The 19713-nt window shown below is 60.4% G+C and carries 23 protein-coding genes; 11 read left to right on the top strand and 12 right to left on the bottom strand.

Going from position 1 to position 19713, the window contains the following annotated elements; genetic code table 11:
• Nucleotides 1–79: 79 nt before the first annotated feature.
• Together G5195_RS13100 and G5195_RS13095 are read right to left on the bottom strand one after the other, a co-directional pair.
• Nucleotides 80–550 (bottom strand): acyl-CoA thioesterase, encoded by a 471-nt coding sequence (locus G5195_RS13100; protein WP_337072759.1) that lies wholly within the window; start codon nt 548–550, stop codon nt 80–82.
• A 20-nt stretch (nt 551–570) separates the two neighbouring features.
• Complete coding sequence (locus tag G5195_RS13095) at nt 571–873, bottom strand: hypothetical protein (RefSeq protein ID WP_421223698.1); 303 nt, start codon at nt 871–873, stop codon at nt 571–573.
• A gap of 142 nt (nt 874–1015) precedes the next feature.
• Here G5195_RS13095 and G5195_RS13090 point away from each other — a divergent pair, with 142 nt between their 5' ends.
• Nucleotides 1016–1654 (top strand): tellurite resistance TerB family protein, encoded by a 639-nt coding sequence (locus G5195_RS13090; protein WP_042656069.1) that lies wholly within the window; start codon nt 1016–1018, stop codon nt 1652–1654.
• A gap of 154 nt (nt 1655–1808) precedes the next feature.
• Complete coding sequence (locus G5195_RS13085; RefSeq protein WP_421223700.1) at nt 1809–2267, top strand: GNAT family N-acetyltransferase; 459 nt, start codon at nt 1809–1811, stop codon at nt 2265–2267.
• Nucleotides 2268–2360: 93 nt separating this feature from the next.
• On the opposite strand, the gene G5195_RS13080 is transcribed toward G5195_RS13085, so the two are convergent.
• Nucleotides 2361–3776 (bottom strand): PLP-dependent aminotransferase family protein, encoded by a 1416-nt coding sequence (locus G5195_RS13080; protein WP_421223702.1) that lies wholly within the window; start codon nt 3774–3776, stop codon nt 2361–2363.
• A gap of 122 nt (nt 3777–3898) precedes the next feature.
• Here G5195_RS13080 and G5195_RS13075 point away from each other — a divergent pair, with 122 nt between their 5' ends.
• The 8 genes from G5195_RS13075 (at nt 3899) to G5195_RS13040 (ending at nt 10429) form a co-directional block, all read left to right on the top strand.
• On the top strand, nt 3899–5470 hold the full coding sequence (locus G5195_RS13075) for a cytochrome ubiquinol oxidase subunit I (RefSeq protein ID WP_421223704.1): 1572 nt from the start codon (nt 3899–3901) through the stop codon (nt 5468–5470).
• A complete protein-coding gene (gene cydB, locus G5195_RS13070) occupies nt 5470–6609 on the top strand; it encodes a cytochrome d ubiquinol oxidase subunit II (RefSeq protein ID WP_421223706.1) in 1140 nt (379 codons plus the stop codon). The genes G5195_RS13075 and cydB overlap by 1 nt, the downstream gene beginning before the upstream one ends.
• 16 nt (nt 6610–6625) lie before the next feature.
• Entirely contained in the window at nt 6626–6736 is a 111-nt protein-coding gene (cydX, locus tag G5195_RS13065; protein ID WP_005337572.1) for a cytochrome bd-I oxidase subunit CydX, read from the top strand.
• A gap of 174 nt (nt 6737–6910) precedes the next feature.
• The gene (locus G5195_RS13060) at nt 6911–7870 is read left to right on the top strand and encodes an MBL fold metallo-hydrolase (protein ID WP_421236213.1); all 960 of its coding nucleotides are present in this window, start codon (nt 6911–6913) and stop codon (nt 7868–7870) included.
• Nucleotides 7863–8192 carry a hypothetical protein gene (locus G5195_RS13055; RefSeq protein WP_201995464.1) on the top strand — a complete coding sequence of 110 codons (330 nt, stop codon included), beginning with the start codon at nt 7863–7865 and terminating at the stop codon, nt 8190–8192. The genes G5195_RS13060 and G5195_RS13055 overlap by 8 nt, the downstream gene beginning before the upstream one ends.
• A complete protein-coding gene (locus G5195_RS13050; RefSeq protein ID WP_201995465.1) occupies nt 8180–9037 on the top strand; it encodes a DUF692 domain-containing protein in 858 nt (285 codons plus the stop codon). The genes G5195_RS13055 and G5195_RS13050 overlap by 13 nt, the downstream gene beginning before the upstream one ends.
• Entirely contained in the window at nt 9030–9824 is a 795-nt protein-coding gene (locus tag G5195_RS13045) for a putative DNA-binding domain-containing protein (RefSeq protein ID WP_266135076.1), read from the top strand. Before G5195_RS13050 ends, G5195_RS13045 begins: the two co-directional genes overlap by 8 nt.
• Nucleotides 9821–10429: a DoxX family protein gene (locus G5195_RS13040; RefSeq protein WP_064338242.1), complete on the top strand. Its 609-nt coding sequence runs from the start codon at nt 9821–9823 to the stop codon at nt 10427–10429. Before G5195_RS13045 ends, G5195_RS13040 begins: the two co-directional genes overlap by 4 nt.
• A gap of 113 nt (nt 10430–10542) precedes the next feature.
• Here G5195_RS13040 and G5195_RS13035 read toward each other — a convergent pair whose 3' ends face one another.
• The 7 genes from G5195_RS13035 to G5195_RS13005 form a co-directional block, all read right to left on the bottom strand.
• On the bottom strand, nt 10543–11214 hold the full coding sequence (locus G5195_RS13035; RefSeq protein WP_421223708.1) for an NAD(P)H-dependent oxidoreductase: 672 nt from the start codon (nt 11212–11214) through the stop codon (nt 10543–10545).
• 167 nt (nt 11215–11381) lie between these two features.
• Nucleotides 11382–12560, bottom strand: coding sequence for an MFS transporter (locus tag G5195_RS13030; RefSeq protein ID WP_201995468.1), 1179 nt, complete (start codon nt 12558–12560; stop codon nt 11382–11384).
• A gap of 488 nt (nt 12561–13048) precedes the next feature.
• Nucleotides 13049–13852, bottom strand: coding sequence for a 2,5-didehydrogluconate reductase DkgB (gene dkgB / locus G5195_RS13025; protein ID WP_216953294.1), 804 nt, complete (start codon nt 13850–13852; stop codon nt 13049–13051).
• 65 nt (nt 13853–13917) lie between these two features.
• Complete coding sequence (locus G5195_RS13020; protein ID WP_064336428.1) at nt 13918–14214, bottom strand: putative quinol monooxygenase; 297 nt, start codon at nt 14212–14214, stop codon at nt 13918–13920.
• A gap of 209 nt (nt 14215–14423) precedes the next feature.
• Nucleotides 14424–15014: a HEPN domain-containing protein gene (locus G5195_RS13015; RefSeq protein ID WP_266135073.1), complete on the bottom strand. Its 591-nt coding sequence runs from the start codon at nt 15012–15014 to the stop codon at nt 14424–14426.
• Between the two features lie 265 nt (nt 15015–15279).
• On the bottom strand, nt 15280–15642 hold the full coding sequence (locus tag G5195_RS13010; protein ID WP_266135072.1) for a VOC family protein: 363 nt from the start codon (nt 15640–15642) through the stop codon (nt 15280–15282).
• Nucleotides 15629–16027, bottom strand: coding sequence for a DUF6404 family protein (locus tag G5195_RS13005; protein ID WP_266135071.1), 399 nt, complete (start codon nt 16025–16027; stop codon nt 15629–15631). Before G5195_RS13005 ends, G5195_RS13010 begins: the two co-directional genes overlap by 14 nt.
• 194 nt (nt 16028–16221) lie before the next feature.
• Between G5195_RS13005 and G5195_RS13000 the strand changes: the two genes are divergently transcribed.
• Nucleotides 16222–17124 (top strand): LysR substrate-binding domain-containing protein, encoded by a 903-nt coding sequence (locus G5195_RS13000; RefSeq protein ID WP_266135070.1) that lies wholly within the window; start codon nt 16222–16224, stop codon nt 17122–17124.
• Between the two features lie 171 nt (nt 17125–17295).
• Here G5195_RS13000 and G5195_RS12995 read toward each other — a convergent pair whose 3' ends face one another.
• On the bottom strand, nt 17296–17529 hold the full coding sequence (locus G5195_RS12995) for a hypothetical protein (RefSeq protein WP_421223350.1): 234 nt from the start codon (nt 17527–17529) through the stop codon (nt 17296–17298).
• A gap of 193 nt (nt 17530–17722) precedes the next feature.
• Entirely contained in the window at nt 17723–19699 is a 1977-nt protein-coding gene (locus tag G5195_RS12990) for a methyl-accepting chemotaxis protein (RefSeq protein ID WP_421236212.1), read from the bottom strand.
• Nucleotides 19700–19713 lie beyond the last annotated feature (14 nt).

The raw sequence follows: 19713 nt of genomic DNA, 5'->3' as shown, positions 1-19713 counted from the left end.
GCGGGAAGAGGGGGGATTATACAGGGGCGCCGCCGCAGGCCGAAAGCGCCCGCTGTATCGGGAAGGGGAATCACCAGGGTCAGAGGTGCTGGCGCATCTCCTTGTCGATCTCCTCGCGCAGGGCGATCAGCTTTTTGGCGTACTGCTGCAACTGCAGATCGCTCTCGCTCACCGGTTGCCACTGAGGTACCGGGGTCGGCTTGCCCTGCTCATCCATCGCCACAAAGATGATGATGCAGTGGGTGGTCTTGTGGCGCTCGGTGTCGGTGGGGTGGCGGCTGTAGACATCTACCGCCAGATGCATGCTGGTGGTACCGGTGTGGATCACCTGGGCGTGCACCTCTACCAGCTGGCCAATCTGGATGGGGCGCAAAAAGCGGATCCCCCCCACATAGACGGTCACCGCATAGCCACCGCACCAGCCAGCGGCGCAAGCATAGCCCGCCTGATCGATCCATTTCATCACCATGCCGCCATGCACCTTGCCGCCGAAATTGACGTCAGAGGGTTCGGCCAGAAATTGCAGGGTCAGTTCGCGGGGGGGGATCATGCTCTCTCCTTGGTTCGGTGTCATTGGCGGTAGCTCTTGCGGTAGGCGTCAGCCTGTTGGCAGGGGGGCAGGTTGTTGAGGTCGGGCCGCTTGTTGCCCTCGCGCTGGCCGAAGCTGGCAAACTCCTGCTGACACTTGTCGGCCTTGCCGTCCTCCTTGATGCAGGCGTCGATCCGCTGTTGCTTGCCCTGCTCGACCAGTTGCTGCTGAGCTTGCTGGCAGGCGGCATCCAGCTTGGCCTGCTGGGCTGAGCGATCCAGCTCGCTGGCGGCACTGGCGGTGCCGCACAACAGCAAAACCACGAAAGGGGTGATGATGCACATCCTGATGCTCCTTGTTGACCTGTTTCAGGTATACCGCGAATGGCGGCAGGATGCACAGGGGACGGCGCAATAATGGGGGCCCATTCACTCTTGGTTCATGACGCCAGCGCCAGCATGGGGCGAACAATAGCGAGGTGTCACGATGAAACAGATGCTGGAACAGTTGCTGGGGGCTGGCAAAGGCTGGCTCAACGAAGGTGGAGACAAGCGCAAGGGGCAGATGCAGGGGGCGCTGGCCGGCGGTGCGCTCGGTCTGCTGCTGGGCAATAAAAAAGTGCGCAAATATGGCGGCAAGGCCGCTGCCGTGGGCGGCGCCGCAGCCCTTGGTGGGCTGGCCTACAAGCTCTATCAGGATTGGCAGGCCCAGCAGGCGGCGCCCGCCCAGCCCACCCATCCCATCAGTGGGCTGGAAGGCAATGCGCTGGATGCCCGCGCGGCGCTTTTGGTGCGCGCCATGGTGGCTGCGGCCCGGGCCGATGGCCATATCGACGGCGCCGAGCGCCAGAAAATTCAGGAGTACCTGACCGAACAGGGTCAGAGCGATGTCGCCCGCTGGATTGACGCCGAGCTGGCCCGTCCCCTCGACCCCCACGCGCTGGCGCGGGAAGTGACCGACATGGAGCTGGCCACCGAGGTCTATCTCGCCTCCCTGCTCGCCATCGAAGTGGATCACTTTATGGAGCGCGGTTATCTCGACGAGCTGGCACGCGCCCTCAAACTCGATGACAACCTCAAAGGGAGCATCGAGCGGCAGGTGGCCCAGCTTAACGCCCCCGCCTGATATCCCTCATCGCCATGGATTGCCGATAACGCCCCGCTCAAGGGGCGTTGTTGTTTAGGTTGCTCGTCAAAAGATGCGGATGAGCCTATTTGGATTGCGGGGCACAGCCCCTAAGATGGCGCAGAACCATCACCATTTTTGCAAGGAGCAACCGTTGGAGATACGCAAGGCAACAGCACTGGATATAGACGCCATTGTCGAGCTGAACCGGCAGATAGGAGAGATCCACCATCAGCACTATCCCGAGGTGTTCTGCCCGCCGTCACCAGAGGAGCGGGCATTTCTGCTCGGCGCCATCGGTGCAGAAGGGCGTCTGTTCTGCGTTGCCGAGCAGGATGGCAGGGTGGTGGGCTTTTTGACTGCGCGGATCGACATCAATGAGAGCGTGCCTTTTCTCAGCAAGCTGCCTCTCTGCCGGATCGGCTCGGTGGTGGTGGATGAGCAGCACCGCTCCCGCGGGATTGGCAAGGCGCTGATAGCCCATTGCGATGAGTGGGCCAAGGCCCGTGGTGCTCAGCAAATCCGGCTGGAGGTGATGGTCTTCAACGAGCGCGCCAAAGCCCTCTACGAGGCGCTGGGCTTCAAGGTGCAGTCGCAGATCATGGCCAGATAACCAGTTTCTGATGGCGAGCCAAGGCGCGTCACTCCCCAACTACACAGGCCCGTTACGGGCCTTTGTTCGTTTCGTCAGCGGCTCTTTGCCTCGTTACTTTTCACCGAGCTGCGCGGCAATCAGCGCCGCCAGCCGGGTGAGGGCCTGCTCCAGCTGTTCGCTCCAGGGATGGGAGCTGTTGAGGCGCAGGCAGTGGTTGTGTTGCCCCTGACTGGAGAAGAGCGCGCCGGGGGCCACTGAAAAACCGCTGCCCAGGGCCTTGGCGTGCAGGGCGCGGCTGTCGAAATGAGCAGGCAGCGCCAGCCAGAGGAAGTAGCCACCATCGGGGGAGGAGATCCGCACCTCGTCCGGCAACAGCCGTTGCAGGGCCGCCCGCATCTGCTGCTGGCGCTGGGCCAGGGTGTGGCGCAGGCGGCGAAAGTGGGCATCGACTCCGCCCTGGCGCAGCATCTCGGCCAGCGCCAGCTGGCTCGGCACATTGGTGGAGAGGGTGGACATCAGTTGCAGCCGCTGCACCCGCTCGGCATGGGGCCCCGCTACCACCCAGCCGACCCGAAAGCCCGGCGCCAGGCACTTGGAAAAGGAGCTGCAGAGCAGGCTGTCGCCACGCTGATCCCAGTGGCGGATCGGCTTGGGGCGCTCGCGGCCAAAGTAGACCTCCGCATAGACGTCATCCTCCACCAGCGGCACCCCATGGCTGTTGAGCAGCGCCATCAGCCGCGCTTTGTGACTATCCGGCATGGTGTGGCCGAGCGGGTGCTGCACATTGCCCATCAGCCAGCACGCCTTGATCGGCATCTGGCTGAGGGCGTCGGCCAGCAGGTCGAGATCGATGCCCACCCCCGGAATGACCGGGATCTCCACCGCCTTGAGTTTCAGCCGCTCGATGGCCTGCAGGGCGCCATAGAAGGTGGGGGACTCCACCACCACCCAGTCACCGGGCTCGGTCAGCACCTGCAGGCTGAGGGAGAGTGCCTCCATGGCGCCGGTGGTGATGATGATCTCCTGCGGATTGACCGCCACCCCGTCGCTGGCGTAGCGCTGGGCGATGGCGCGGCGCAGCGCTTCGTTGCCGGGGGGCAGGTCGGCCACCGTGCTGAAGGGATCGAGCTTGCGCATGCAGCTGGCCATCGCCCGCCCGAGCTGGGGATGGGGGAACAGGGTCGGGTCTGCCACCGACATGCCAAGAGGTACCAGATCCCGCGATTTGCTCGCCTGCAACACCTCGAACACCAGATCGTTGATATCCACCGAGCCGCTGTAGTGGGTCTGGCTCGGGGTGTGCTGCACGACCTGTGGTGAGGCGGCTTTGACGTAGTAGCCGGACTGGGGACGGGCCAGGATCCGCCCCTGACTCTCCAGCAGTTGATAGGCCTGCAACACCGTCATGGGGCTGAGCCCGTGGGTCTTGCAGCTCTGGCGAATGGAGGGGATGCGCTCCCCCGGTTGCCAGATACCATCGTCAATCTGGCTTTGCAGGCGGTCGGCCAACTGCTGGTAAAGGGACATGATCTGGATCAACTGTTATAGGTGTAATTCAATATAACTGCATCTGTTATAGGTGTCATGCTCCGTGATGTACTTGTCACGCACGAAACGTGCAAGGCAAATACAACAAAAGAGAGTGACGCATGATCAATCCGGATGACGTGGTCAGCCTGTCTCGCCTGCAATTTGGCGCCACGGCCCTGTTCCACTTCCTGTTTGTGCCCCTCACGCTGGGGCTGTCCTGGATCCTGGTGATCGCCGAGTCGGCTTATGTGATGACCGGCAAGGTGATCTATCAGGACATCACCCGCTTCTGGGGCAAACTGTTTGGCATCAACTTCGTCATGGGGGTCACCACGGGGATCACCATGGAGTTTCAGTTCGGCACCAACTGGGCTTACTACTCCCACTATGTGGGGGACATCTTCGGTACTCCGCTGGCCATCGAGGGGCTGATGGCCTTCTTCCTCGAATCGACCCTGGTGGGGCTCTTCTTCTTCGGTTGGGACAAGCTCTCCCGCGGCAAGCACCTGCTGGTGACCATGCTGGTGGCGCTCGGCTCCAATCTCTCGGCGCTCTGGATCCTGATCGGTAACGGCTGGATGCAAAACCCGGTGGGGGCCGAGTTCAACCTGTTGACCCAGCGGATGGAGCTGGTGGATATCGCCGCCGTGCTCTTTAACCCGGTGGCTCAGGTGAAGTTCGTTCACACCGTTGCGGCGGGCTATGTGGCCGCCTCCATGTTCGTGATGGGGGTGAGCAGTTGGTATCTGCTGCGCAAGACCGAGGTGCAGTTTGCCCTGCGCTCATTCGCTATTGCCTCCGGCTTTGGGCTGGCAGCCATTCTCTCGGTCATTGTGCTCGGGGATGAGTCGGGCTATCGCACCGGCGAGGTGCAGAAGGTCAAGCTCGCCGCCATCGAGGCGGAGTGGGAGACCGAGCCAGCGCCAGCTTCCTTTACCCTGTTCGGCTTCCCGGATCAGCAGGGAGAGACTACACACGCCGCCATCAAGATCCCGTATCTGATGGGGATCATCGCCACCCGCTCCATCGACGAGGCGGTGACCGGCCTCAAGGATATCAAGGTGCAGAACGAGGCGCGTATTCGCAGCGGCATGGTGGCGGCCGAGGCCCTCGACCAGATCCGGCAGGGCGCTGATACACCGGCCAACCGCGCCCGCTTCGAGCAGCACGGCAAGGATCTCGGCTACGGTCTGCTGCTCACCCCCTATGCCAGCAATATCGCCAAGGTGGGGGAGGCGGAGATTGCCAAAGCGGTCGATGACTCCATCCCGCCGGTGGCGCCGCTGTTCTGGGGCTTTCGGGTGATGGTGGGGCTTGGCATCACCATGCTGGGGCTGATGGTGGTGAGCTTTGTCCAGCTCTGCCGCAACCGGCTGCAAGACTCGCCACGGTTGCTCAAGACCCTGCTCTGGAGCATTCCGCTGCCCTGGATTGCCATCGAGGCGGGCTGGCTGGTGGCCGAGCTCGGCCGTCAACCCTGGACCATCAGCGACGTGCTGCCGGTCTCGGCCTCGGTCTCTTTGCTTCAGCCGGGCCAACTCTGGTTCAGCCTCATCGCCATCTGTTCCATCTACACCCTGTTGCTGGTGGTGGAGCTGTTCCTGTTGCGCCATGTGATCAGCAAGGGGCCCGCCATTCTCCATACCGGCCGCTACAGCGGTGAACAACCCGAACTTGCGAGGATCGCCTGATGGATTACGCAACCCTGAAACTCATCTGGTGGGCGCTGGTGCTCTTCATGATGGTCGGTTTTATCGTGATGGATGGCTTCGATCTCGGCATCGCCATGCTGCTGCCGGTGGTGTCGAAAGATGATGACGACCGCCGTCTGGTGATCAACAGCGTGGGGCCGGTGTGGGAGGGCAATCAGGTGTGGCTGATTGCCGGCGCCGGTGCCCTGTTCGCCGCCTGGCCGCTGGTTTATGCCGCCGCCTTCTCGGGGCTTTACATCCCCATGGTGGTGCTGCTGCTCGGGCTATTTTTGCGTCCGGTCGGTTTTGACTATCGCAGCAAGCTGGCCGATCCGGTTTGGCGCCGCTGGTGGGATCGGGCGCTGGTGGCGGGTGGCCTGATACCGGCGCTCATCCTCGGTGCGGCTATCGGTCTGGTGATGGAGGGGCTGCCGTTTCGCTTCGACACGGCGCTGCGCCTGCACTACGGCGCCTTCGACTTCCAGTGGGGCTGGTTGCTCTCGGTGCTGGCCACTGCCATCAGTCTGTTGCTGCTGCACGGCGCCGGTTTTCTGCAAGCCAAGGTGACCGGCACCCCTGCGCTGCGCGCACGGGGGATCGCCATCCTGCTGGCCCCGCTGGTGAGCCTCTGCTACCTGCTGGCCGGCTGGCATCTGGTGGATCTGCAAGGGTTTCAGCTGACCGGTGTGGGCACACAACCCTTTGACCCGAATGCTGCCATCAGCCCGCTGATGAAGGGGGTGATCCCCCACGCCGGAGGCTGGCTGCGCAACTACTTTGACTATCCGCTGCTGTGGCTGGTGCCGATCATCGGGACGCTGGCGCCGCTGGTGAGCGGGATTGCCTCCTGGCTGGAGCGGGGCCGGATTGCGCTGCTGGCCAGCGCCATCGCCTGCGCCGCCATGCTCTGCTCGGTAGCCATCGCCCTGTTCCCCTTCGTGCTGCCCTCATCCCTCGATGCGGTCAGCAGCCTGACCCTGTGGGACAGCACCTCCAGCTACAAGACCCTGGCCATCATGTTCGGCCTCGTGCTGGTGCTGATGCCGGTCAACCTGGGCTACACCGGCTGGGTCTATCGGGTGGTGCGCGGCAAGCTCGACCGTGCCCGCATCAAGCGCGACAGCCATCAACTCTACTGACCTCAAGGGATCTGCTATGTGGTACTTCACCTGGATTTTGGGCCTCGGATTCGCCCTGCTGCTAGGCCTGTGCAACCTGCTCTGGCTGGAAGCGCGCTGGCAGGCGGACGAACGGGACGGTAACTGACAGCGGGGCTCGCGCCCCGCCACGGCCGGTGGCTGGCGTTCACTCGTCGCCATCGGCCCCTCTATCCCCCCTCTTTAAACGACACAAACGACACAAACGACACAAACGACACAAACGACACAAACGACACAAACGACACACTTTCAACCGACAACCAACCGACAGGTAATTGTGATGAAACAGAGATTGAAAGCGGTGGCGCTGGCCATCGGGTGCGCGCTCACCGTCGCCCCGGCCTGTGCCGAACCGGTACAACTGACGCCACTGGATAAAACCTTCACCCTGCAGGTGCTCGGCAGTGGCGGCCCCATCTCCGACGACCTGCGTGCCTCCTCCAGCGAGGTGATCTGGTGGAAGGGGAAATCCCGCATCCTGATCGATGCCGGTGGCGGCGTCTACCTGCGCTTCGGCCAGGCGGGGGCCAAGCTCGAAGAGGTCGATTTTATCGGCATCACCCACTTTCACACCGATCATGTGACCGACCTGCCCGCCCTGCTCAAGGGGGCCTACTTCTTCGAGCGCAGCGATCCGCTGGATCTGGCGGGGCCAGAGGCCGGCTCGGCCTTCCCCAGCATGAGCGGCTACTTTGATGCCCTCTTCAACAAGGACAAGGGCGCTTATGCCTACCTGAGCGGCTTCAAGGATGGCACCGATGGCCTCTTCCCCATCACCTTGCACGATGTGCCCTACCAGAGCCCGCAGCCCCACACCGTCTATCAGCAGGATGGGCTGACCATCACCGCCCTCGGCATCCCTCACGGTGACGTGCCCTGTCTGGCCTATCGCATCGAGAGCGCCGAGGGAACCATCGTTATCTCTGCAGATCAGAACGGCAGCAACCCGGCCTTTGTGCCGTTTGCCAAGGGGGCCGACATTCTGGTGATGCCGCTCGCCATCCACGAAGGGGCCGACCCTGTCTCCGCCTCGCTTCACGCCAAGCCGTCGGTGGTGGCCAAGATTGCCGCCGAGGTGAACCCCAAGCTGCTGGTGCTCAACCACTGGATGGGGGTCGGCCTCAATCACAAGAAAGAGGCGATGGCCATCGTCAAACAGCAGTTCCACGGCCAGATCGTGGCCGCCCGCGATCTCTCCAGCTACCCCGTTTCATCCGTCAAGGAGTTCGCCCATGAGTAACTCAAGCAGCAACAAAACCACCGGCAAACTGACCCTCTCCATCGCCATGACCAGCCTGATTGCCCTCACTCCGGGGCTGGCGCTGGCGGCCACCCCGAGCGATGCGCCGGTCAAGGCCGCCCCCAGCGAACAGCACGGCGGCAAGTGTGCGGCGGGCAAGTGCGGCACCGAGAAGCGCTTCGAGAAGCAGGCCCTCGACAGTGATCCGCAGGGGCGGCTGGTGCGCGCTCGCGATGGCAAGTGTGGCGTGGTGGGAGAGGGGATTGATGGCAATACATCCAGCCAGGGCAGCAAGATGACGGAGGGGGTATGCGGCCAATAAGCTCCCGCAGTCGGGGGATCGGGCTGCGTCAGGAGCATCTGGATGCGCTCTGCTCCGGCCCCGTCCGCCCCGGCATCGACTTTCTCGAGCTGGCGCCGGAGAACTGGATGGCCATCGGCGGCGCCAGGCGCGAGCAGTTGCACCGGATCGCCGAGCGGTACCCGCTGGTGGCCCACGGCCTCAGCCTCTCCCTCGGCGATTGCCAGCCCCTCAATCGCACCCTGCTCAGCCAGATCCGCACCTTTCTGGACGAGTTCGGCATCGAGATCTACAGCGAGCACCTGAGCTTTTCCCGCGACCAGCAGGGTTATCTCTACGAACTGCTACCGGTGCCGCGCCAGTGGGAGAACATCCCCTATCTGGCCGAGCGGATCGCGCAGGTGCAGGAGGCGCTGGCCCGCCCGCTGGTGCTGGAAAATATCTCCTACTACCACGGCTATGACCACGAGATGCCGGAGGAGGATTTTCTCGCCGAGCTGGTGGCGCGCAGCGGCTGCGAGCTGTTGCTCGATATCAACAACGTCTTTGTGAACAGCCGCAACCACGGTTACTGCCCCAAGCGGATGATTGCCGGGCTGCCGAGCAGTGCGATCAGCTATTTTCATATCGCCGGTCATCTGGAAGAGGCGGATGGCACCTTGCTGGATACCCATGGCAAACCGGTGTGCGAGGCGGTGGTAGCGCTGGCCCGTTATACGGTGCAGACCCACGGCCTGCGCCCCCTGCTGCTGGAGCGGGATCACCATCTGCCACCGCTGGCAGAGCTGGAGGCCGAGCTGGCGCGGGTGCACGGCGCCTGTTGCGAGGCGATCGACAGTCAGGTGCGGGAGGTGCGTTATGGGTAGACGGTTATCTCTGATCACTGCGCCCAAAACGGCGCCGCAGCGGATGCAGCTGCAGACCGCCTGGCTGGCGAGCCGGGTGCGGCTGCCGCAGGATGGCATCGCCAGCCACTATGCCCGCAGCGTGCGTGCCAATGTGGAGTCGGTGCTGGAGAGTGCCTTTGTGCTCACCCACGCTCATTGGGCGCCGGTGGACAGGTGGCTGCTGGTGGAGGGCTTTGTTATCCAGCACGGCGCCGAGACCCCCGAGTTTCACCATATCGCCACCGAGTTTGTCCGCTATGTGCAGCATCGCCACAGTGAGGGCTCTCTCAACTGGCCCAAGCAGCGGCTGGCGCTGCTGGAGTACGAGTGGGCCTGCCTCTGTGTCGAGATTGATGAAGGGGTGGTGCCGCAAGTTATATCGGGGGTTGAGGTGACGGCGGAGAGTCCGCTTGTGCTCAATCCCACCCTGCAACTGCTTGAGCTCCCCTTTGCCATTCGTCGCAGCGGCGTGGTGCCGACCCGGCAGGGCAACCACTTCTATGGCCTGTTTCGCAGCCCGGAGCATCAGGTGGTGACCCAGCGGTTGCGCGAATGGGACGTGGCGCTGATCCAGTTGCTGCAACAGCAACCGGGGATCACCCAAGCCGCGTTCCTGCAACAGGTACAACAGGTTCGCAGCGACTTTGATCTGAGCGAGTGGGCACGCCATTTTCACCGGCTGGGTCTGCTGACCTTGCCCGTCGGTGAGCGCCAGACTGGCACTCCCTTGCCCTCATTTAGCAAACACCAAGGAGAATTCCCATGAACAACACCCTGATCCAGTGGTACGAGCGGGCGGTAGCCCAGTGCAAGCGGCTCGATTTTCTGGCCCTGCTGGCCATTCGCCTCTATCTCATTCCGGTCATCTATGTGGGGGCCCACTCCAAGGTGATGGGGTTTGCCGGCACGGTCGCCTGGTTTGGTGCCCCGGTCTCGGAAGGAGGGCTCAACCTGCCGTTCCCGACCCTGCTCGCCTTTCTGGCGGCGGGCACCGAGGTGCTGGGTTGCATCTGCATCGCCCTTGGCCTCTTTACCCGCATCATGGCCATTCCCACCATCTTTCTGATGAGCGTGGCGAGTGCCATGGTGCACTGGAAGCACGGCTGGGATGCCATCGCCACCGGCAGCATGGAGGCCACCTTGCGCCTCAACGGCTTTATCGAGTGGCTGGCGGCGAACTTCCCCGGTCGTTACAACTACATCACGGAGCTCGGGGATCCCGTGATGCTCAACAACGGGATGGAGTTTGCCGCCACCTACTTCGTGATGCTGCTGGTGCTGCTGGTTTACGGCGGGGGCCGCTACGTCAGCCTCGACTACTGGCTCAAACGTGCCGTGACCGGCAAAGCAGGCGTGCAACAGGCGGCATAAGGCTTGTCCACGGATAACAAAAACCATAACGACAGAGCGTGAAAAACAGCGAGCGGCCGGGTGCCGCTCGCTGTTTTTGTGCTGTGTGGGGGGAGTGTCAGCCGCGTCAGCCGCTACTGGTAGCGGCCGACTGCGATGGGGGACTCCTGCTCAATCTGGCCAAGGCGCTCGGCCCACTGGGCGAGCCAGGTTTCCCGCTCTTCTTGCGAGACCCGCACCGGGGCATAACAGATATGGGGGCGCAGCACATCGAAGCCGACAAATTGCAGGATCCCGCGCTGGATGGGGCGCAGCACCCCGTCGATATCGCCGTTGAAGCCGTCGGGCAGATAGGTCTCGGTAGGGCCGCCGGTGGTGAGGCTCAGCAACGCCCGCTTGCCGCGAAACTTGCCGCTCTCGTAGATATGACCCTGACCGTAGACCCGCCCCATGGCAAAGACTCTATCCACCCACCCCTTGAGGATGGCGGGCAGACCAAACCACCAGAGCGGGAACTGGAAGATCAGCAGATCGGCCGCCTCCAGCTTTTGCATCTCCTGCTCCAGCAGCGGGGCGAAGCTGCCCTGCTCGGTGGCAGCCAGCTCTTCAAGCTGCAGCTTGAGAAAATCGGGATCGCTGGCGGCGGTGAAGTTGCGCCGATCCGAGACGGGATCAAAGCCCATGGCATAGAGATCGCTGGTCATCACCGTGTGGCCCGCCTGCTCCAGCGCCCTGATGGCGTGGCAGAAGAGGGCACCGTTGAAACTTTTGGGTTCGGGATGGGCATAGACGATAAGCACCTTCATAACAGACTCCGTGGCAAATGATGCGAGGGTGACAGGCTTGGTTACTGAAAAAGTGACTGAAACAGTTGCTGAAATAGTTGCCGGGTTGACGCTGTGTCACAGCATAGAAGCCTGCCGCACCGATTGCAGCAGGCGCCACGCCCTTGCGTGACGCCTGCTGGCGCAGCTTATGCCTGACAGGCGGCGAGCCGGACGGCTTCGCGGCGCTCGCTGACATGGGTCAGTCCGTAGGCCAGCAGTACGATAAGGGCGCCGATCCAGGGGGTGTGCATCAGGCCGAGGTGCTCCACCACCAGGCCACCGACGACGGAGCCCAGCGCGATGCCAACGTTGAAGGCGGCGATATTGAGGCCGGAGGCCACATCCACCGCCTTGGGGGTGTGCAGCTCGGCTTGTTTCACCACCAGCACCTGCAGACCCGGCACGTTGCCGAAGGCAAAGGCGCCCCACACCAGCACGGTCAGCACGGCCAGCACCGGATGGGGGGCGGTGAAGGTGAGGGCCAGCAGCACCAGCGCCAGACCGGCAAACAGCAGCTTGAGCGCCGGCAGGGGACCCATCTTGTCGGCCAGCTTGCCACCCCAGATATTGCCGATGGCGACCGATACCCCGTACACCAGCAGGATCAGGCTCACCGCACCGGCGCTAAAGCCGCTCACCTGCTGCAGGATGGGGGCGAGGAAGGTGAAAGCGGTGAAGGCGCCGCCATAACCGAGGGCGGTCTTGGCGTAGACCAGCAGCAGCGGCTTCTTGGTCAGTACCGAGAGTTGCTCGCGGATGGTCGAGGCTGCTCCCTTGGGCAGGTTGCCCGGGATTAGCAGCAGGCTACCCACCATGGCGATGAGGCCCAGCAGGCTTACCACCAGAAAGGTTTCACGCCAGCCAAAGACCTGACCAATCCAGGTGCCGAGCGGTACGCCTGTCACCAGCGCCACGGTAAGGCCGCTGAACATGATGGCGATGGCGCTCGCTGCCTTCTCTTTGGCCACAAGACCCGTGGCGATGGTGCTGCCTACCGAAAAGAAGACCCCGTGCGCCAATCCGGTCAGGATGCGGGCCACAATCAGGCTCTCGTAACCGGGGGCCTGCCAGGCCAGCAGGTTGCCGGCGGTAAAGAGCGCCATCAGCCCTACCAGCAGCCACTTGCGCGGCACCTTGCCGGTCAGCGCTGTGAGCACGGGGGCGCCGATGGCTACGCCAAGGGCATAGAGGCTGACCAGAAGGCCCGCCGAGGGAAGCGAGACATTGAGCTGCTCGGCAATGGTGGGGATAAGCCCCACGATCACAAATTCGGTGGTGCCTATCGCAAAGGCACTCAGGGTAAGGGCAAATAACGCCAGTGGCATAACAACTCCTTGGTTAGGGACTCCCGACGGGAGAATGGCGCCAGTATGCCGAGACAGTTTGTTGGCAAAAATGATGGTTACATCAAATTACTTTTGCCAAATCAGCAGCAATGGCGATGAGTAGGAGGGGAATGGGAGAGACAAGAGTGGCCGCAAAGAGGGGGGAAGAGAGATGAGATCGAAGTGACTGGAAAGCAGAGACAAAGCGTGTTGAGCGAGTAGGGTATAAAAGAGGAAACGGGGGCGGGGGTAATGGAAGGAGACAGGGTTGGCTGAACCTGCTGTGCGTGGGGGAATGAGCAACGAGTGAGATGAAAGGGCAAAAAAAGCGGGAGGCATGATACCTCCCGATTTTGCTGAAAAATGTCGTTGAGCGTTATTTGCACCCTTCTCCCGTCGGGAGAGGGGATAGTTCGCAGTTGCAATAGGCTCGTGAGAGTTGCCGGTATCCGCCGTCGAAGCAAGAGAGCCCATGTCTCCCTTCCCGTTTAATCCCAATCTGGTGCAAAGTCCGGGTTGGCGCAGCGCTCACCCCGATCCAGCGTGGCGATGGCGGCCATCTCCTCGCTGCTCAAGGCGATATCGAGAGCGGCCAGATTGGCAGCCTGATTCTCCCGCTTGGTGGAGCTCGGGATCACTGTCATGTCCTGCGCCAGCAGCCAGGCCAGCGACACCTGTGCAGCCGATACCCCGTGGCGTTTGCCAATCTCCATCAGCAGCGGCTCGCTCAGCACCTTGCCATAGGCGAGCGGCATATAGGCGGTGACGGCGATACCGTTAGCTTTGCAGAACTCGACCACCTTGCGGTTTTGCAGCAGGGGATGAACCTCGATCTGCTGGTGGGCGATGGCCCCAGGCCCCAAAATCTCGATAGCCTGTTTGAGCTGGGCCACGGTGAAGTTGGAGACCCCGATCTCCCGGGTCAGGCCCCGGGCCTTGGCCTCGGTCAACTGCTCCAGATAGACTGCCATCGGCACCTCATCCTTGGGGGAGGGCCAGTGGATCAGCGCCAGATCCAGATAGTCAGTGCCCAGTTTTTCCAGGCTTACCTCCAGGCTCGGGAGCACCTTGCCCGGGCCAAACTCGCTGGTCCACACCTTGGTGGTCAGGTAGATCTCGTGGCGGGCAACAGTGCTGCGGGTCAGCACGGCGCCGACTTCGGCTTCGTTGTCATAGATCTGGGCGGTATCGATATGGCGATAGCCCAGCTCCAGACCGTTGGTCAGGGTGGCAAGCAGCGGCTCGCCCTTCAGGCGGAAGGTGCCCAGACCCATGGGTGGCATATTGATCATCTTATTCCTCAATGGGGTGGTGGTTGGCCCTTGATGGGCTGAACAGAAACAGGCTCTAGGGCCAGTCAGGCGCCCAGTGGCTGATAGCGGCGAATGGTGCTGCTGGCAAACCAGGGCTCGGCCTTGGCGACAAATTCGGTAAAGTGGGGTTGGCCCTGATGGGCGGTGAGGGCCGCTTCGCTCTCCCACACTTCGTAGAGCATCCAGCTGTGGGGATTGTCCAAGTCTTGGTGCAACTGATAGCGCTGGCAGCCCGCCTCTTGCAGCGTGGCCGCAATCAGCGGCTCAAGGGCGGCGCGAAACTGGGCGGCGAATTCGGGTTTGGCTTCAAGCTGGGCAATCACAATCACGGGTGATGACATCTGAACCTCCTTGGCAAAAACGAAGGGTCAGTATGCTTGTCGTGACTTGCTGGAAACAGGGCGCTGGTCGCAAAACAGTATTGAGGGGAGAGCAGCAATGGGATCCGATAAATGACACCGACAAAGTCGGTGTCAAGTGATAGTTAGAGCTGTATAGACTTGCGTAGTTATTATGGAATCGCCAAGATACAGCACTTTTTTTCAGTTGTTTAGCTTGATATCTGATGCTGTCTCTCAAAAACAGAAGCATGGTGCTGATCTATCTTTTCATTGACATAGTTGTCGGTGGCCTTCACCAAGTCTTTTATAAATCTGATTACTTTTTCAAGTTCGTCACGTTTAATCAAATGAGCTGATGGAATTCCTGAGTTTATAGGTTTTGATCGATGGGCTGCATCCCCACGCTTCTTAATCCATTGATTCAATGTTGATCTGGCTTTATCTGGCTCGTAATTTGACCACCGCCACCCTTCAGTGACATCAAACCCTAAATAGTCTTGAAAAATTCGTTTTGTTTTATCGGAGCTAGGGTTGTGGAATGTTTTCAAATCTGCATGAAGTTTTTTTAATATAAAATCACCAAGATAGCTACCTTGAACAATCGCAAGCTTTTTATGCATTTCTTCGACAACACGATCTTCTACATAGGTTTCCCATGCAGTGAGTGCCATTACAAGTCCTGCTCGTTTTAGTACTTCGCTGTTTGGTGGAGGTGGGTTTGCATTTACACTATCAAAATGGGCTAATAACTCTTCAGCATCCTTTATTGCGTATTCAAATCCTTGAATTGCTTTTGACATAATCCCTTCCAGATAAAACGGTATTTAAATATTGTATGGTTGGTATTCAATGTATGGATATGAAAAACATATATACAAGAGCAGCATCATGCTAATAACAAACATTAGCATTGAATGTCGATGATACTTCATTGTTTCCAAAGAATTGCATCGGCAAGATCACAAAACAAGTTATTAATTAGTATTTTTAGATATTTGTAAGAGATCACGGCTGATTATGGATATTGTTGGGGCGCATCGTGTGGATGCTTCTCCCACTAACCCATCACGCACAAGCCGGTTCAGCCCAGACGGCAAACTCATTGCCGCTGGGCTCAACGAAGTGGAAACGACGGCCACCGGGAAAATCGAAAAGAGGGCGGTTGATGATGCCTCCGTGTTGGCTCACCTTGGCTTGGGTCGCTTCAATATCTGCGCTGTAGAAGACCAGCAGGGCGCCGCCCTGATCTGTCAGGTTGCACTGATCCGCCCGATAGAAGCCGCCATCCAGCTCCTCATCGGCAAAGGCGCAGTAGTCGGGGCCGTAATCGACAAATTGCCAGCCAAATACGGCCTGAAAGAATGCCTTGGTAGCGGCAAGATCTCGCGCAGCAAACTCCACATAGTCCAGTTTTTCATGGGCTTTCATTCAGTTCGTCTCCCTCATCATCAGCATCGCTGGGCTCAGCAAGTTGTTCCCACGGGGTCAGTTTAAGTTGCTTATGCCGTAACCTGAGGACACTGGCCATAATGAGGCCGATAAATCCCGCAAAAAATGCGGTTTGACGTAGAGCAAATAGCAGATCCATTCCCATGGGTTGCCAGCTGAAAAACCACAACAGTATGCTCCAGATCAGTCCAAGGCCGATGCCAAATACCAGAAAGTTGGTAAGCCAGCTCTCGTAATGTGGCGGTTTGACAGACCAACCCAGTTGGCGCAACAACCAGAACAAGGGGGGATTGTAGTTGGACTGCCATACCCCTTTGTTAGCCAGCTCCTGATGGGCGGCGGCCAGCCGCTCTTCAAATGTCATGGTATTCATCCTTGTGAAATAAGTGGTGTCATACGGTGCTTTTCAGGCTGCATTGTACTGACAAATCGCGGGCATGATGTGGGCTCGCGGTCACGTTCTTTTTCTGTAGAAAAAAGAACTGGCCTCACCGCACGCTTGCCAATCCACAGCGGCTGCGCCTATAAAGGCCCATTACTCTTGTCCGGATAACAGCAATGAAGACCCATTCTGATGAACTGACCCTGTTTGTGGCGGTGGTGGAGGCGGGCAGTTTTCGCCAGGCGGCGGAGAACCTCGGCATGGACAACTCGGTGGTGAGCCGTGGCATCAAGCGGCTGGAGGAGAAGCTCTCAACCGTTTTGCTCAATCGCACCACCCGCCGGGTCAGTCTGACCGAGGAGGGGAGTTGGTTCTATCAGCGGGCGGTGAAGATCCTGACCGAGATGAGCGAGGCGGAGGGGCATCTGCTGATGCGCCGGGAGCAACCAGAGGGGATCTTGCGGGTAGATGCCGCTACCCCCTTTATTCTGCACCGGCTGGTGCCGATCATCGGCGAGTTTCGCCGCCGCTACCCTGCCATCGAGTTGCAGCTGCACAGTTCGGAGGGCTTTATCAATCTGATGGAGCGGCGGGTGGACATGGCCATCCGCATCGGCGAGCTGACCGACTCCTCACTGCGCGCACTGCCACTGGGCCGTTCGCGGTTGCGGCTGCTGGCTTCCCCTGGCTATTTGAGCGAGCGCGGCACCCCGCGCCAACCGGCGGATCTGCTGAGCGGTCACGAGCTGCTCGGCTTTTTGCATCCCGATCACCTCAACCACTGGCCGCTGCTCAGTGCCGAGCAGGGGGATCGCTTTGCCATTACCCCCAGCCTGCGAGCCAGCAGCGGCGAAACCTTGCGTCAGCTGGCGTTGGCGGGGCAGGGGATCGTCTGTCTGTCAGATTTCATGACCGGGCCGGATCGGGAGAGCGGCGCGCTGGTGGAGGTGCTGGCCCGCAGCAACAGTGGCGCCTCGCGCCCCATCAATGCGGTCTTCTACTCCGATGCCCAGCGGGATATCCGGCTGCGGGTCTGGCTCGATTTTCTCAAAGAGCAGCTGGGCAGCCATACCCTGTAGTTCAGGTTGGTTTGTGCGGTTTGTTTGAACGGTTCGTCGTTGCGGTTTGCTTAACGAAAAACAAGCCGCGCCTTCGTTGCGGCCAATCAGCATGAGCCAGGCGGCAGATAAACAGACGGCCGACTTGAGGGTCGGCCGCCGGTTCGGGAAGGTGTGTGAGCTGAAGCGCAGTTAGCGGGGCAATTTGCGCCATACCCGGCTGAGCAGGGCGCCGCCGATCACCGGTGGAATGGCCAGCAGCAGGGTCCACTGCCAGGAGAGGCCGCCGACGGTGGCGGCCAGTACGATGCAGGTGAGCACCACCAGTTGGGCCACCATCATCAGGAAGGTGCCTTCGCGGGGGGTCAGGGTCTCTTTTTGAGTGGCGACGTGAGCTACGGGCGCTTGAGTGGTGGTGGGTTTCATGGCGATATCCCTCTGTTGAGTCTGATATCACTAAGCAATGGCTGTTCCACATTTTTTCATGTTAATAATCAATGTGTTGTGCTCTTGCTCGTCATTCCCGTTTCGAGAGCGCAGGCAAAATGATTTGCAAAATGAAAACGCCACCCTGAGGTGGCGTCTTGGTTATTGAGAAGAGGAGGGGGAAGCGCCGGGCCTAGCCAATCCGGTATTGGCGGATCTGCTCGTCGATGGCTTTGGCCAATTCGAACAGTTCGCGGCTGGCGGCATTGCTCTCCTCTGCGTGTTCACGCTGATGCTCGGCCACCATGGCGAGCTCGTCAAGCGCAGCTCTGGCTTGCCCCATCTGTTGATCCTGAGCTTGTGCCAGCGCGCTGATTTCGTTGAGTTCCCTTGCTGTCTGGTTAATTTGGCTGGTGGCATCGACCAGCACCTCTCTAGCTTGATGCATCCGGCTATAGCCCTCTTCGCTCAGGGTGTGGGAGCCTGCCATCGAGCTGCTGGCCTGCCGGGTACCCTCCTGCAGACGCAAGATAAGATCCTGCACATCCTTGGTGGCGGTCTGGGTGCGCACCGCCAGTTGGCGCACCTCGTCGGCCACCACCGCAAAGCCCCGCCCCATATCCCCTGCCCGGGCAGCCTCGATAGCGGCATTGAGGGCCAGCAGGTTGGTCTGGTTCGAGACATCGCGGATGAGGTTCATGATCTGGGTGATGTTGTTGCTGTCCCTGACCACCTCTTCAAGCAGCGCGGACGAGGTGCCGATGCTGCTGCGCAAAGTATCGAGACGATCGGCACTCTGGATCACATCCTGTTCGACACTGAGCATGTGGTCAGCGATGCGCCGGGTCACGTCGCTGACCCCCTCGGAACGGCTGGCGATCTGCTCGGCATTGCTGCCGATGGCAGCGACTACATTGGTCAGTTCTTGGATGCTCCTTGCCTGCTGGCACGCTTCTCCCGCCAGTGCCTGCGCCTGATGAAGGGTTTGCGAGGATTGGGCGGAGAGGGCACTCCCCGATTGTTGGAAGCGGGAGAAGCTCTGGTTAAGACTCTGGATCAGCCGGTTGAAGCTCTGGGCCATCTGGCCCAGCTCCGACTCGTCGGAGAAGTCGAGGCGGGTCGCCAGATCCCGATCGGCGGTGATGTGGTGCATGCCATCGGCAGCCTGACGAATCGGGCGACTGATGGAGTGAGCCAACCAGGCGGAGGCCAGCATCGCCAGAGTGCCGATGGCGAGCGACACCATGATGATGAGCTGGCGTGACTCATGTAATCCCTCTTCCAACTCGGCGCTGTTGATCTCGCCAATCAGCAGCCGGTTGAGGGTGGGGATGTAGCGTACAGCAAGAAGGTAGGTTTCTCCCTCCAGCGTCAGTGCCTCAACTGCCACCTGTTCCCCAGCCTTGGGGATAAGCCGTTTGACGGTATCGAGAAAGGATTGTTGATGGTGAGCGGCATCTTTTTGCTCCAGTGCGGGGTGGATCTCGATATTGCCTTCCATGTCCGCCAGATAGACCTGACCGCTCTTGCCGATCCGATAGCTGCTGATGAGCTTGCTCAGGGTGCTCATGTCGATGGAGGTACCGGCCACCGCCAGGGTATTGCCCTCGTGGGTGACGGCGGTATTGATATAGAGGGAGGCACGCTGGTTGAAATCGGAGATGTCGAGGTTCAGTTCGTAAGGTTGATTGCGCTGGAGAAAACCGTAAAACCACTCATCTTTCGGGTCTGACTCGCTCAGCGCTTTCTGGGCGGTGGGGCCGTCACTGAAGTTGAGCAAGGTGTTGGTCTGGCGAGGGGCAATAAAGACGTTACCGCCGAGACGTCGTTGCAGAGCCTGAAAGTAGCGCTCCATCTCGGGCCACTCAGCTTCTGGCATGCCAGCGGTCAGCCAGTCGATGACGAAGCTGTTGCTGGCGAGCGCTTGCGCCTCGGTCAGGTGCTGGGTCAGCTGGGCGGTCAGCTGGTTGGCAATGCGGTCCACACTGCTTGGCAGCTCATAGCGTTCGACCCGCTGCTGTGCCTGCGTGTGGGATATCTGCTCGAGGATCAGGGTGATGCAACTGATGGCGATAACCATCAGTATCGCTACGCCGGAGAGGATCCGGGTGCGGATCCCGAGCCCTGACCAGAGTGAGTGCAGTGTAAAACGGTGTATCGCCCTCTCCATATTTCTCTCCTCCA

Origin of the sequence: Aeromonas sp. 601039 (assembly GCF_049174415.1) — a bacterium.
GTDB classification, from domain to species: domain Bacteria; phylum Pseudomonadota; class Gammaproteobacteria; order Enterobacterales; family Aeromonadaceae; genus Aeromonas; species Aeromonas veronii_A.
Note: the sequence above shows the minus strand (reverse complement) of the source record. Positions and strands in the feature narration are given on the sequence as shown.